Annotated in this window: 14 protein-coding genes; 10 read left to right on the top strand and 4 right to left on the bottom strand. The window is 42.1% G+C overall.

The annotated features are described in order from the left end of the window. Positions 1 to 27 precede the first annotated feature (27 nt). Complete coding sequence (locus GLO7428_RS12130) at positions 28 to 1611, bottom strand: B12-binding domain-containing radical SAM protein (protein ID WP_015188841.1); 1584 nt, start codon at positions 1609 to 1611, stop codon at positions 28 to 30. 496 nt (positions 1612 to 2107) lie between these two features. Between GLO7428_RS12130 and GLO7428_RS26700 the strand changes: the two genes are divergently transcribed. The 9 genes from GLO7428_RS26700 to GLO7428_RS12090 all read left to right on the top strand — a co-directional run bounded on the left by GLO7428_RS26700 (position 2108) and on the right by GLO7428_RS12090 (position 9586). Next, the gene (locus tag GLO7428_RS26700; RefSeq protein WP_231295477.1) at positions 2108 to 2299 is read left to right on the top strand and encodes a hypothetical protein; all 192 of its coding nucleotides are present in this window, start codon (positions 2108 to 2110) and stop codon (positions 2297 to 2299) included. A 768-nt stretch (positions 2300 to 3067) separates the two neighbouring features. After that, entirely contained in the window at positions 3068 to 3265 is a 198-nt protein-coding gene (locus GLO7428_RS12125) for an NblA/ycf18 family protein (protein ID WP_015188838.1), read from the top strand. A gap of 67 nt (positions 3266 to 3332) precedes the next feature. Continuing rightward, on the top strand, positions 3333 to 3509 hold the full coding sequence (locus GLO7428_RS12120; protein ID WP_015188837.1) for a chlorophyll a/b-binding protein: 177 nt from the start codon (positions 3333 to 3335) through the stop codon (positions 3507 to 3509). Between the two features lie 363 nt (positions 3510 to 3872). Then, the gene (locus tag GLO7428_RS12115) at positions 3873 to 4430 is read left to right on the top strand and encodes a methyltransferase (RefSeq protein ID WP_255348348.1); all 558 of its coding nucleotides are present in this window, start codon (positions 3873 to 3875) and stop codon (positions 4428 to 4430) included. Positions 4431 to 4537: 107 nt separating this feature from the next. Continuing rightward, the gene (gene ftsH4, locus GLO7428_RS12110) at positions 4538 to 6412 is read left to right on the top strand and encodes an ATP-dependent zinc metalloprotease FtsH (RefSeq protein WP_015188835.1); all 1875 of its coding nucleotides are present in this window, start codon (positions 4538 to 4540) and stop codon (positions 6410 to 6412) included. Between the two features lie 139 nt (positions 6413 to 6551). Then, on the top strand, positions 6552 to 7508 hold the full coding sequence (locus GLO7428_RS12105) for an orange carotenoid protein N-terminal domain-containing protein (protein WP_015188834.1): 957 nt from the start codon (positions 6552 to 6554) through the stop codon (positions 7506 to 7508). 413 nt (positions 7509 to 7921) lie between these two features. Next, complete coding sequence (locus GLO7428_RS12100) at positions 7922 to 8206, top strand: pentapeptide repeat-containing protein (RefSeq protein WP_015188833.1); 285 nt, start codon at positions 7922 to 7924, stop codon at positions 8204 to 8206. Positions 8207 to 8465: 259 nt separating this feature from the next. Beyond that, positions 8466 to 8951 carry an allophycocyanin subunit alpha apoprotein gene (locus tag GLO7428_RS12095; RefSeq protein WP_015188832.1) on the top strand — a complete coding sequence of 162 codons (486 nt, stop codon included), beginning with the start codon at positions 8466 to 8468 and terminating at the stop codon, positions 8949 to 8951. Between the two features lie 251 nt (positions 8952 to 9202). Next, a complete protein-coding gene (locus GLO7428_RS12090) occupies positions 9203 to 9586 on the top strand; it encodes a VOC family protein (protein WP_015188831.1) in 384 nt (127 codons plus the stop codon). 212 nt (positions 9587 to 9798) lie between these two features. Here the strand turns inward: GLO7428_RS12090 and GLO7428_RS12085 are convergent, their stop codons facing one another. Together GLO7428_RS12085 and GLO7428_RS12080 are read right to left on the bottom strand one after the other, a co-directional pair. Further along, complete coding sequence (locus GLO7428_RS12085; RefSeq protein WP_015188830.1) at positions 9799 to 10008, bottom strand: hypothetical protein; 210 nt, start codon at positions 10006 to 10008, stop codon at positions 9799 to 9801. Between the two features lie 27 nt (positions 10009 to 10035). Next, positions 10036 to 11115, bottom strand: coding sequence for a PIN/TRAM domain-containing protein (locus GLO7428_RS12080; RefSeq protein WP_015188829.1), 1080 nt, complete (start codon positions 11113 to 11115; stop codon positions 10036 to 10038). A 550-nt stretch (positions 11116 to 11665) separates the two neighbouring features. Between GLO7428_RS12080 and hemW the strand changes: the two genes are divergently transcribed. Further along, the gene (hemW, locus tag GLO7428_RS12075) at positions 11666 to 12895 is read left to right on the top strand and encodes a radical SAM family heme chaperone HemW (RefSeq protein ID WP_015188827.1); all 1230 of its coding nucleotides are present in this window, start codon (positions 11666 to 11668) and stop codon (positions 12893 to 12895) included. Positions 12896 to 12946: 51 nt separating this feature from the next. On the opposite strand, the gene GLO7428_RS12070 is transcribed toward hemW, so the two are convergent. Beyond that, complete coding sequence (locus GLO7428_RS12070) at positions 12947 to 13252, bottom strand: hypothetical protein (RefSeq protein WP_015188826.1); 306 nt, start codon at positions 13250 to 13252, stop codon at positions 12947 to 12949. Between the last annotated feature and the right edge of the window lie 108 nt (positions 13253 to 13360).

Here is a 13360-nt window from a genome sequence, read left to right as displayed (position 1 = left end):
ATTATATGAAAAGTTTATCGAAGTTATCTAAGTGTTTACTAACATTGGTTCTTGCTCAGGTAGCATAGCTTGCAATGGATCGTACCCTAACTGTTGAGTAATCCGTTCTCTGGCTAAAACGCGATACTCCCAAAAATGCTCTCCAGCAGCACATAAACCTAAATACATATTGAGAACTTGCGGTTTTCTGCGTAGAATTATCCAGAGTTGTTGCCAAAACTGCATCCTAATTTCAGATCGCCGTATGCCCTGATGCCACAACAACTGGGCAACAAGTCGCAATCCCTTACCAGAAGGAAATTGCATTGTCTGCTTCCGCCCTGTAAGTGAACCGATACTGAGACATTGCTGCAAACAGCGTCTGAGATAATTCGCAGGGTCATACAATGTCCAAAAGCCTTCGGTATACTCTTTCGCAATTTCACTAATAGGGCGAGTAGGGACAAAATTCATCAAGTTATTCTGATCCCCTACAGGAGTCATACCATTATCCGCAATTAAACGTTGCTCTTGCTGAAGTCGGTTCCACAACGCAGTATTAGGTAATGCTTGCAAAATACCTAACATAGGTTGAGGAATACCTGTTTGTTCAACAAATGCTTGTATTCGTTGACCTGCACCCGAACGTTCTCCATCAAAGCCAAGGATAAACCCTGCATAAATCAGCATACCTGCTTGATTAATTTTGCGACAGGCTTCGACTAATGGATTGCGAGTATTTTGCAGTTTACGCGTCACTTGCAGACTATCTTGATCGGGTGTTTCAATACCAAGAAAAACTGCATAGAAGCCTGCTTCACTCATGAGATGGAGTAATTCATCATCTTCTGCTAAATTTACCGACGCTTCGGTCATAAAGGTGAATGGATAGTTGTGCTGCTTTACCCAAGGAATCAATTCGCGTAAAAAGCGTTTGACATTACGCTGATTGCCAATAAAGTTGTCGTCAACAATAAAGAGTGACCCTCGCCAGCCTAAATCATAAAGTGCTTGTAATTCTGCTATAGTCTGGTTTGGTTCCTTGGTGCGTGGTTTGCGACCATACAGCGAGATAATGTCGCAAAACTCGCAGTTGAACGGACAACCGCGAGAAAATTGAATCGCCATCATGAAGTAAGCATCCCGCTGTAGCAAATCAAAGCGGGGCATTGGGCTAAGGGTGACGTCTGGTTTTTCAATTGAGCGAAAGATTCCCTGTGCTTTGCCTTGCGTTAGCGCTTCAAGAAATTGGGGAACCGTCATTTCCCCTTCGTCTAAAACTAGATAATGCGCGCCAGCGTCAAGCGCGTCTTGCGGAACAGATGTCGGATAAGGTCCACCGACAGCGACTTTTTTGCCTAATCGCACTGCTTTTTGAATGAGGGCAAGAAAATCCGGCTTCTGCACTAACATCGCCGAAATAATGACCAGATCGCACCATTCCCAATCAGCTTCAGTTTCAAGATTGACGTTGCGATCGCAAAATCTAACTTCCCAATCTTGCGGTAGTAGTGCTGCGACTGTAATGATTCCGAGTGGTGGAATGACCGCTTTGAGTCCTGCGATTTCCATGCAGCGATCGTAAGACCAAAAGGACTGGGGAAACTGAGGATAAAGCAACAACGCTTTCATAAGACCTCGGCGTAGCTTTGGTCTATTTTGACATAACCGGTTGCCTTGACATCCTCCCTCAGTTAGAATATAGGTTTCAATGTCTGCAATCGTTGTCTAAACAGGCATTTCTTGATAACAGTGGCTACAACGCCAGTAAAGTTTTCCTAAGCGTATGTGACACAGTAAAGTATCTGAACAGCAAGGGCAAGTATGCGCGCCATTCATAGATTGTCCAACTGTTATCGAAGTCTTCCTTAAGCTATCTCCAGCGATAAATCGAACTGGGGATTGCATCGAGCTTTTTAACAAAGCTTTCATTTTAATGACCTCTTGTTATTAATTTAAGTATAAACTACCTTGACAGAAAAATACTGGATCTGATAATAGAGATGTTTCTTTCGATTGTGTGATAAGATCAATAATAAATTTGCTGGGTAAATAGAGCGTAGCAAGATATATCTTTAGCTCAGCTATTTCCTTGTCTAAAGTCGAGAATTACTTGAAAATTAAAGCGTTGAATATCAAGGCTGGCGATCGCATTGTTGCCTACTGCAATAATAAAAAGCAAATCTGCACAGTAAAACATATTCTAGAAAGTAATCAAAACAAAGTCACGCTCTCGGTATTTACATCCGAGCATTATCGCAATTCAGTCTTACGTGTTATCCGCTTCCAGTGGGACGCTTTAGTTGATTTAGCAAACTAAAACTTTCTTCAGCACTCTATTTGGTGCGTGCCACCAAATTCTCAGGTTAATTATTTAAAACTTGCCCCCGATTTTTTAGATCAGAGGCATATCTGGGTAATTAAGGAACAACGGAAAGGACTATGATTTATTTCCCTCCTAGCCCATCATGCCTATTTGGGTCTTTTTTCTGCTTCTTTGTGCCATCAGATTTTACCTTCGGCTTTTTGGCTTCTCTGTTGCCTTTCTTCTCTTTTGACATACCCACTCCTCAATAGAGGTTCTCTCCATTGTGGCTTAGATAACTACGCTTTAGGCGATTTTCCAGAATATCGGTGCTGACTCAAATAAGATTTAAACTTTTTGTAGTTGCGATCGCCTCAGTTGCTTTGAAGCGAGATAAATAAATTCTGACAACGTCAAAGTTGTGACTCTTTACGCGATTAAAGAGGCAAGAAAATATAACATATTTTGCTAAACACCTTCAAACTTGTAAATAATATGTTACATTTAGAAGGTGAGGTGAAAAGTAGGAAAGCTAGCTTTGTACGCCATCGGTGATAGAGGTGCGTTCAATGCCCAAGCAATTTAAGAACCAATTTTTTATCTGAGTGTATACACCTGAAACACCAGCGTCGTTGTGCTTCCCAAGATGTCGCCGCTGTGCTGATGGTAAATACCTTTATCAAGATGTTAATAGTGACAAATCCGTTGGGTCAGATCCAGCGAAGAGATTTACTGCAACATCAAACTGACAGTTGTCACCCCGATTGGGGATAGGAGTTAGCTATGGATCAGACTATCGAATTAACTTTAGAACAAGAATTTAGCCTCAGAAGCTTTTCCGACCTAGTGCAGCAAATGTCTCGCGAACAAGCTCAAGAGTTTTTACTCGCGCAGTATAGATACATGATGGTTCGGGAAACAATTTATCAAGAACTTCTCAAACACGAATGGAATTTAGATCAAAATTCTACTTCTCGATAAAACTACGAAGTGATGGTTTTGCATCATTGAATGAGTCGCTACAGCCATAAAAATTGGAGTATTAACCATGTCAGCTAACACAAACATTACCTCCTTGAACAAGAATCGCAATGCCTGGCGCTGGGGATTTACACCTCAAACTGAAATTTGGAACGGTCGTTTGGCGATGATTGGTTTTTTGTCTGCCGTTTTAATTGAGGTATTTTCTGGTCAAGGTTTTCTTCACTATTGGGGTCTTTTATAAGTTGAGCTTCGCTCACAAATTGGTTTTTTTAGAGAAGCTAGGATAACCAGATTTAATGAGCTATCTAAGACGTAGCTAGAATCAACTGCTAGTCGGTAATATGCCCAAGGCAAAGCATGAAAATCTTTAACTTCATTCGCATTCCTGAACCGATCAAAGATACGTCCAATATGGCATAGAACACGACAACACAGTTAAATCGAACTAATCCTTGGAGCTATCCTTATCTCAAAACATAACTACAAAGTAAAATTCGAGACGATTTGCATTGGTGGTATAGAATACACAATTCAAAGCTTACTCGATCTCCAACAGTTTTCAGATCCAAATGAGGAAGCGCTGCGGCTCGGAATATCCTCAGCTATGTGGTCTCTATTTGGACAGATATGGCCGATGAGCAAGATTTTGGCTATGGTAATGCTTCAGGAGCCACTTGAAGGAAGACGTATTTTAGAAATTGGTTGCGGTATTGGTCTACCTAGCATCGTAGTTAAACAACTCGGCGGAGATATTACTGCTAGCGACTACCATCCTCTTGCTCAGTCTTTTCTGCTTGAAAATACGATCTTAAACTCTTTAGCTCCAATACGCTTTAAAACCGGAGATTGGAACACTGCACTGAGCTTGGGAAAGTTTGACTTAATCATAGGCAGCGATGTTTTATACGAACATCAACATATAGATCTGGTATCCTCATTTATCGATCGCCACTCTAGTAGTCAAGTGGATGTCATCATCGTCGATCCTGGACGCGGAGCGCACCGTGCATTTGCCAGAGAAATGGAACGTCTCGGATATATGCATTCTTGGACTGACTTAAAAGACTACCCAGATCGGGGTATCAAGCCGAAGGGATTCATACTTCGTTTTTCGCGTCATACTCGTTCGGAAAGCGATCGCCATAAAATTAACCCCAAATGAAGTCAAGCCGAGTGACCGACACATTTGCACACTGCCCTTTACCGCTCTGTAGCTATTTTTAATATTTATAAATAAAGCTGCTCAAATGCTCAATATTGGTGATACTCATGCCCATTAAAAAACAACCTAATTCTCCTCGTTCTCGCCTGATTGGTAATCTTTTACTAGCGTTGCCTGTATTATTCTTGCTCGCAAACTTTATCTTGCCTAGTTTCTTTGGTCCTCAAATTCCTGCTGTTCCCTATAGTTTGTTTATTCATCAGGTGCAGCAAGGAGAAGTTGGTCGCGCTCAAATTGGTCAAAACCAGATTCGGTTTCAATTGAAAGCTGTCGATGACGAAGTTGGAACTGTGTTTTCAACGACACCCATTTTTGATTTGAGCTTGCCCAAGTTGTTAGAAGAGAAAGGCGTTGAGTTTGCAGCCGCACCGCCACCTAAGAATGGCTGGTTTACTAGTCTGCTGGGTTGGGTGATTCCGCCTCTAATTTTTGTAGCAATTTGGCAGTTTTTTAGCAGACGCGGTGGGGGTGGTCCCCAAGGTGTACTCTCGATTGGTAAGAGTAAAGCCAAAGTTTATGTAGAAGGAGAATCTGACAAGACTACCTTTACTGACGTAGCTGGGGTTGAAGAAGCCAAGACCGAATTAGTTGAGATTGTAGATTTCCTCAAGGCTCCAGAGCGCTATACCCAAATTGGCGCGCGGATTCCCAAGGGTGTGCTGTTAGTAGGTCCACCAGGAACCGGTAAAACGCTGCTGGCAAAGGCGGTTGCAGGAGAAGCAGGAGTACCGTTCTTTAGTATCTCTGGTAGTGAATTTGTGGAACTTTTTGTCGGCGTTGGTTCCTCGCGGGTGCGCGATCTGTTTGAGCAAGCGAAGAAACAGGCTCCCTGTATCGTATTTATTGATGAATTAGATGCGATCGGCAAGTCTCGTAGCAGTGGTGGGTTTTATGGCGGTAACGATGAGCGAGAACAAACACTCAACCAGCTGTTAGCAGAAATGGATGGGTTTGCGGCTGGTGATGCTACTGTGATTGTCCTAGCAGCGACCAATCGCCCAGAAGTATTAGACCCTGCACTTTTGCGACCTGGTCGATTTGACCGTCAAGTTTTAGTCGATCGCCCTGATTTATCGGCTCGTGAGGCGATTCTAAATATTCATGCCCAAAAAGTCAAGTTGAATGGGGACGTGAATTTAAGAGCGATCGCAACTCGCACCCCTGGTTTTGCTGGCGCAGATCTCGCAAATCTCGTGAATGAAGCGGCACTATTAGCTGCCCGCAGTCAACGTCCAACCGTGGCACAAAAAGACTTTGCTGAGGCAATTGAGCGGGTGGTAGCTGGACTTGAAAAGAAAAGCCGCGTTCTTAATGACAAGGAAAAGAAGATTGTTGCTTATCACGAAGTAGGTCATGCACTAGTTGGTGCCTTAACGCAGGGAAGTGGTCGGGTTGAGAAAATCTCGATCGTACCCCGAGGGATGGCAGCATTGGGTTATACTTTGCAACTGCCAACCGAAGATCGATTCCTTCTAGACGAAGCTGAACTCCGAGGTCAGATCGCCACTCTACTTGGTGGCAGATCGGCAGAAGAAATTGTATTTGGCAGTATCACGACTGGTGCATCTAACGATTTGCAACGAGCGACTGATCTAGCAGAGCGAATGGTGACAACGTATGGTATGAGTAAAGTGTTAGGTCCGCTCGCTTACCAACAGGGACAGCAAGCTATGTTTCTGACTGATGGTGCGCCCAATCCCCGCCGGATGGTCAGTGAAGAAACGTCGCAGGCAATTGACCGCGAGGTGAAAGACATTGTAGAGACCGCTCATCGTCAAGCTTTGGATACGCTCAAGCTGAACCGCGACTTACTTGAGGCGATCGCTACTCAACTGTTAGAGACAGAAGTTATTGAGGGTGAGAAACTGCACAGCCTACTTAGTCAAGTTCAAGACGGCAACTCAATGCAATTGACACATTAAGGCTACCACTGCGTTGGGCGTTTAACGATTCTAAATATGCGATCGCGCAACGGATTTTATCCCAATTCGATTTTGCACAGCCACAAAATTAATCCTTGCTAACAAATCAATATAATTTCGTTTTGGAGAAGTTTCGATTATGACGTTTACTATCGAGTCTGCACGTTCCATTTTTCCTGATACTCAAGTTGCTAATGTAATTCCGGCTACGGTTGAATCATTCAATCAACTTAGTGGTGAAGATCAGTTAGCTTTACTTTGGTTTGTCTATACCGAGATGGGAGTGACAATCACTCCTGCTGCTGTAGGGGCAGCCAATATGATCTTCGCCGAAAAAACCCTAACTCAAATCCAGCAGATGCCTGCGCAAGAGCAAACGCAAGTGATGTGCGATTTAGTTAACCATACTGATACTCCTATCTGTCGTACCTATTCGTCTTTCGGTACGAATGTCAAATTAGGTTTCTGGTATCAGTTAAGCGAGTGGATGAAACAGGGAATTGTTGCCCCTATCCCAGAAGGCTATCAACTATCTACGAAAGCATCGGATGTGCTGCAAGCCATTCGTCAACTTGAACCAGGGCAGCAACTTACTGTATTACAAGATATTGTTGTCAACATGGGATATACCTCATCAGTTGACACTCAAAAAATCAAAGAACCCGCAGTTCCTCCTCAACAAGTTGCACCCCGAACTCAGATCAACATTGAAGGCATCAACAATGAAACAGTTCTGAGTTACATGGAGAATATGAACGCCTTTAATTTCCCAGCGGCTGTTGCTTTATTTACTGAAGACGGTGCCTTACAACCCCCTTTCCAAGAACCAATTGTCGGTCAAGAATCCATCCTGGCGTATATGCATGAAGAATGCTACGGACTCAAGCTGATACCTGAACAAGGGATCTCTGAACCTGTAGAAGGATTTACTCAGATTAAAGTGACGGGTAAAGTGCAGACTCCCTGGGCTGGTGACAGTGTGAGCATAAATTTAGCATGGCGGTTTTTGCTCAATCCTCAAGGCAAGATTTTCTTTGTGGCAATTGACGTGCTAGCCTCTCCTCAAGAACTCCTAAACATGGGCTTTGTAAAATAAAGGAAGTTCCTGAACGCAAGTATAATAGGCAAGTTTGTTAGACATCCTATCCTCTGAGTGTTGGTAAGCGTGAGACAAATAAGCAATCTTGCCTTTTGTATAACCTGTGCTACTTTTTTTTCGAGTTTATCAAATATTAGTTAATACTCTAAAATGTTTTTGTAAGCCCCATTTTTGCAACTTGTGCTTACCTGCATCTCTTAAAAACTTTCTAAACAAAGCATTTGTTAAAGAAAATTGTGGGGATACATATCTATATTAAATATAGCTAAAAAATACAAATTAAATAGTATTATTGTCATTTTTTTGCCTGTTAATGATTAAGAAAAACATTATTTTGGTAAGTCTACTGATTGTGATGTATGATGAATATATAAATAGCGATCGCGCTAATCATCAGTGAGGCAGCCAGTATGGATGCCAATGAAGTTTTAAAACGATATGCAGCCGGCAACAGAGATTTTAGGCAAGAAGACTGGCAAGGAATAAGCTTAATTAAGGCAAATCTCAGCGGAGTAGATTTGAGCGGAACCAACTTACGAAACTCAGATTTAAGTGGCTCAGATTTAAGCAATGCTAATCTCAATTGGGCTAGTTTGAAAGGAGCAAATCTAAAGCGAACTAACTTGAGGGGAACAAAAATGCCAGATGGTAGGTTACACAACGATCTCCTAGCTTCTGCAAATTACTTCGGTTAAAAAGTAACAAGAATTCACGGTCTAACTAGACAATGAATTCTTGTTTGTTTAATCCCTTAACCAAATAATTATGTTTTTGTTGAATTATTAGTTAAACGTGATATTGCTGAATAAAGTAATGAGTTTCTAACTAGAAACTAGAATCTATTAGTAATGGCTGTGTTTAATTTTTTAGCTCAAGTGAACGAAAACATAGTAAATCAATTGAATTGTGATTTGACTAGATTTGATTTCATTCTTTACATAAAGGAATCCTTTAATGAGTATTGTCAAAAAGTTGATTGTAAATGCAGATGCCGAAACTCGCTATCCTAGTCCTGGTGAACTAGAACAAATGAAGATTTTAGCTGAGAGTGGTGAGCGTCGCCTGCACCTTGCTCAGACCTTGACAGCCAACCGAGAGCGCATTATTAAGCAAGCTGGAGACCAACTGTTTCAAAGGCGTCCTGATGTTGTCTCTCCTGGAGGTAACGCCTACGGTCGGGAAATGACGGCAACTTGCTTGCGCGATATGGATTATTATCTGCGTTTGATCACTTATGCTATTGTAGCTGGTGATGCTACGCCGATTGAAGAAATTGGGGTTATTGGTGTCCGTCAAATGTATCGCTCCTTAGGTACTCCCCTAGAGGCTGTGGTCGAGAGCGTCCGCGCAATGAAAAATGTTACTAGTACAATGATGTCTACAGAAGATGCGAGTGAAGCTGGTGGATACTTCGATTACTTAATTGGGGCTATGCAATAATGTTGCTTTATCGTCATACGAGTCTTTAGATGAATCTTAGCAATACTTTGATATTTTCTACCCGCTCATATAACTCCTAGTAGGAAACGAGCTTGGCTGGACTTACAATAAAGTCAAGTTCTTTCTCCTTGGTATTAGTAGTTAGAACTTGAGGATAGATGTGAGTATTTTGCTGCCAGAAAGTTGTTTCTGTTTTTTGAGGACGCTCAATATGACTTTCTGTTACATTCAAGATTTAAACAGAATGTTCCATGCAAACTACAGGAATTCATCACGTTGCGATCATATGTTCTGACTACGAACGCTCTAAAAAATTTTATGTCGAAGTTTTAGGCTGTTCAATAATTAACGAAACTTTTCGGGCTGCAAGAAACTCTTACAAATTAGATTTACAAATTGGCAAAGACCAAATTGAGTTATTTTCCTTCCCTAATCCTCCTACAAGACCAAGTACGCCAGAGGCTTGTGGTTTAAGACATCTTGCTTTTGCGGTAGAAGACTTAGAGAAAACTGTACTCGAACTGCAATCAAAAGGTGTCGAGGTAGAACCAATTCGAGTTGATGAAATAACAGGTAAACGCTTCACTTTCTTTCAAGATCCTGACGCCTTACCTTTAGAAATTTATCAGTCTTAGATTTCTTAGATTTGACGAAACGCCTGGCGAATAAGTTCGCGGCTAGATCAACAAAGTCCACCTGCGTGGACTAACACAAGAATTATAGCTATAGAAACAATATATCTTCTATTAGTGTGCCGCCGTGCAGACTTCGCTTAATTAGCCCCCGAGTTCAGTCGGAGGGCTTCTACGATTGAGCCACGCATAATTATCCATATCAAATCTACACATCATTTCTTTCGCGCTTTCCAAGTACCACCGTAAGCGTAATGCGGGTTATTTTGACTCAACGGTAGCCAATACTCAGGACAAACAAAAATCCACGTACCCGATTCGTCAAACTGAATTCGATATAAAACCGGCGCAGGTTGTTTGCACCGGTTACAGAGTTTGATGCGCGATTGCGCGTAGCGTAGTGCCTGAAGCGATCGCAACGTCATATTCTTTGTAGCTGTCGATACATTTCCTCAAGCCAAAGCTGAAGCTTGTGGTTTCGCAAAAATCATTCTTCCTGCGGTCGTTTGCAGCGCACTTGTCACAATCACCCTCACTTCCCCACCAACGTAGCTACTGCCTTCTTCTACCACAACCATTGTGCCATCTTCGAGATAACCGACACCTTGACTTGGTTCTTTACCTTCTTTGAGAACCTTCAAATCAATGCTATCACCAGGTAAGTAAGTCGGACGTACCGCTTGCACCAAATCATTAATATTGAGGACTGGCACTTTCTGAACACTCGCAACTTTAGACAAGTTGTAATCATTCGTCACCAATGTACCGCTGATCTCTTGCGCAAATCGCACTAATTTAGCATCAACAGTTGGTACATCATCATAGTCTACTGGATGAATCAAAATTCGATCCGCGTAAGTTTCCTTCAAACGATTGAGGATTTCTAACCCCCGCCGTCCGCGAACGCGCTTTTGATCTTTAGCACCGTCGGCGAGTTGTTGCAGTTCTTGTAAAACAAATTGTGGAACTAAAATTTGTCCTTCGAGAAAGCCAGTTTCTAGCAGTGTTTCCAGACGTCCATCGATAATGCAGCTAGTGTCAACAACTTTCGTTGCGGCTGCTTTGAGGGTTCCTTCGGCTAGCAACACCGACTCGACATTGTTGAAATTAATCAGTCTAAGTAGTGCAGGACCGTGAGTATCTGCTAAACTCACGCCCGAAAAGGCAAACATAATACTGCCCAACACTGCGATCAACGGCTTAATAAAGCTAAAATCCGCAGGAATTGGCAGTAAAAATAATGGTGCCAACATTAAATTGGCAATGAGTAACCCCAGTACTAAGCCGATCGCGCGCGTCAAGATTACCTCAATCGGCATTTCTCTGACTTGTTTCTCGATCCGACGATAACTAATCTGGAAACTCAATCCCCCAGCACCACCAATCAAGGCAGCGAAAGCGGCAAAAACCAAGCGCAAAGCTTCAACGTTAGTCACCTGCTGCTGCACGTTTTCAGGCAGCAGTTCTATGCTGTAATAACCTATGCCTGCGCCTGCTACAATGAATGAAATAATAATAATTGCGTCAAGCATTGTGCAAATCCAAGATATTTAAGTTGCAAGTCTGTTTTTCCAGGATGCAACAACTGAACTTTTGTTTCCTCACCCATTTGGTTGAGTACTTTCATTATATCTTTAGTGTTCTTCACCGCAGATTTACAGTTGTTGTATTAAATCACTACTCCTAATATGACATTACGGAAATAGGTGACTTAGGTAACATAATGAGTAAAAACTAAGTTTATTGCACTTCGATTTTCCTCCATTAGATTTCTTTCAACAATATCCTGTAAGCTAACACAGCTTGAGGAGTAGGACTTTTATAAATTCTTATCTACTGTAGTTGTTTCTCATACTGATATAGATACAATAATTTCACTTTGATATTTAATTCTAATTATTTACCTCAACTCTTTGTTTTATGCCTATCCGCTGCTTGAAGATGTTGATATTTCCACAACCTCAGACAGTTAAATAAATATTAAATCAATCATCATCTGAGAAGAATTTACAAGAAATATTTAATTTTTAGAAAAAGAGTTTACACTTATTCACCATTATTTTAATTTTTGTAGAAAAGCGCGTGATAGCCAAATTAGATTTAAGCAAAAACATAATTAATTACGTTCAGCCAATCTCCGCCTACGTACATATTCCTTTTTGTAGAAGGCGGTGTTATTACTGCGACTTTCCGGTATCAGTTGTAGGCGATCGCCTGCATGGCGAAAACTCTGGCACAATTTCGCGTTATGTAGAAGTGTTGTGTCAAGAAATTGCTCACACCACCCCAGCAGGTGAACCACTCAAAACGATCTTCTTTGGTGGTGGAACTCCTTCGTTATTATCAATTAATCAACTGCAACAAATTATTAATGCACTCAAATCGCAATTTGGGATCGCCAATAATGCAGAGATTTCGATTGAAATTGACCCAGGGACGTTTACCTTAGAACAGTTACAAGGTTATTGTCAGGCGGGAGTGAATCGCGTTAGTCTCGGTGTCCAAGCATTTCAACCAGAATTACTGAAGATTTGCGGGCGATCGCACGCGGTTGAAGATATCTACACCGCAATCGAGACGATCCAGACTGTCAATGTCTCTTCGTTTAGCCTTGATTTGATTTCTGGCTTACCTTATCAAACCTTAGCACAGTGGCGAGATAGTTTAGATCGAGTGGTGGCGATCGCCCCCAATCATATTTCAATTTACGATTTACAAATCGAACCTGGTACCGCGTTTAATCGCTACTACGAAGCTGGAGAACAGCCCTTACCAACTGATGACACGACGGCGCAGATGTACCGCATGGCGCAACAAGTTTTAGCATCTGCTGGGTACGAACACTACGAAATCTCTAACTATGCTCAACCTCTCCATCAGTGTCGTCACAACCGCGTGTATTGGTACAATCAACCATACTACGGCTTTGGTATGGGTGCGACTAGCTACGTTCAAGGACAACGATTCACTCGTCCGCGCAAGACACAGGAATATTATCAGTGGGTGAAAGATTACATTGCTGCTGATGGTGTACTTGACTGTCCGCAGACACCGTTGAATGAGGTTTTGTTGGAAACACTCATGCTAGGGCTACGCTTAAAGGAAGGTATCGACCTTACTACACTAACGCAACAATTCGGTGTGGAGATGGTGGCAAAAATTTGGCAGTGTTTACAACCCTACTACGAACAAGGTTGGGTGGAACTTGTGGGAACTGAACAAATACGCCTAAGCGATCCCGAAGGATTTTTATTTTCCAACACCGTACTTGCAAGGTTGTTTCGTCAGCTAGGAAGTGAACTGGAGGTATAGTAAGAGTCGGAGGTCAGGGTCAATACGGGGGTTAAACAAGTGCTACTCTTCTTAATCCCAAACATTGTGTCGCTGACGATTGTGGTAGCGTTCTTCTAACCAAATGGAAACTTCTGGTGGTGAGTTGAGTTGCAATGTGCGATCGCTTTCGGGATCGTAAACTCGCCACTGCATTTTGCCATCATCAATGATTTCTCGAACTTGAGGTTCATTGCTAAACGCGAACAACTCGGAGAAATAACGCCCCACGCGATTGAGCAACGAATTGAATTGACTTTGCGTGGATTTCGATGCCGGCTTTGACCGAGGAACTAGCAGTTCTTGTTCTCTGTAATTGAGCCACTGTTGGTAATTCATACACTCTCTCACTAAATTACTTACTTCGCTTTCTGAATCGATTCAGATCGCTTACGTTAACCATTGTAACAACTTTTCTTGATCGATCAAGTAAAAGTGTGTTTCAAT

Source organism: Gloeocapsa sp. PCC 7428, assembly GCF_000317555.1.
Classification (GTDB): domain Bacteria; phylum Cyanobacteriota; class Cyanobacteriia; order Cyanobacteriales; family Chroococcidiopsidaceae; genus Chroogloeocystis.
Note: the sequence above shows the minus strand (reverse complement) of the source record. Positions and strands in the feature narration are given on the sequence as shown.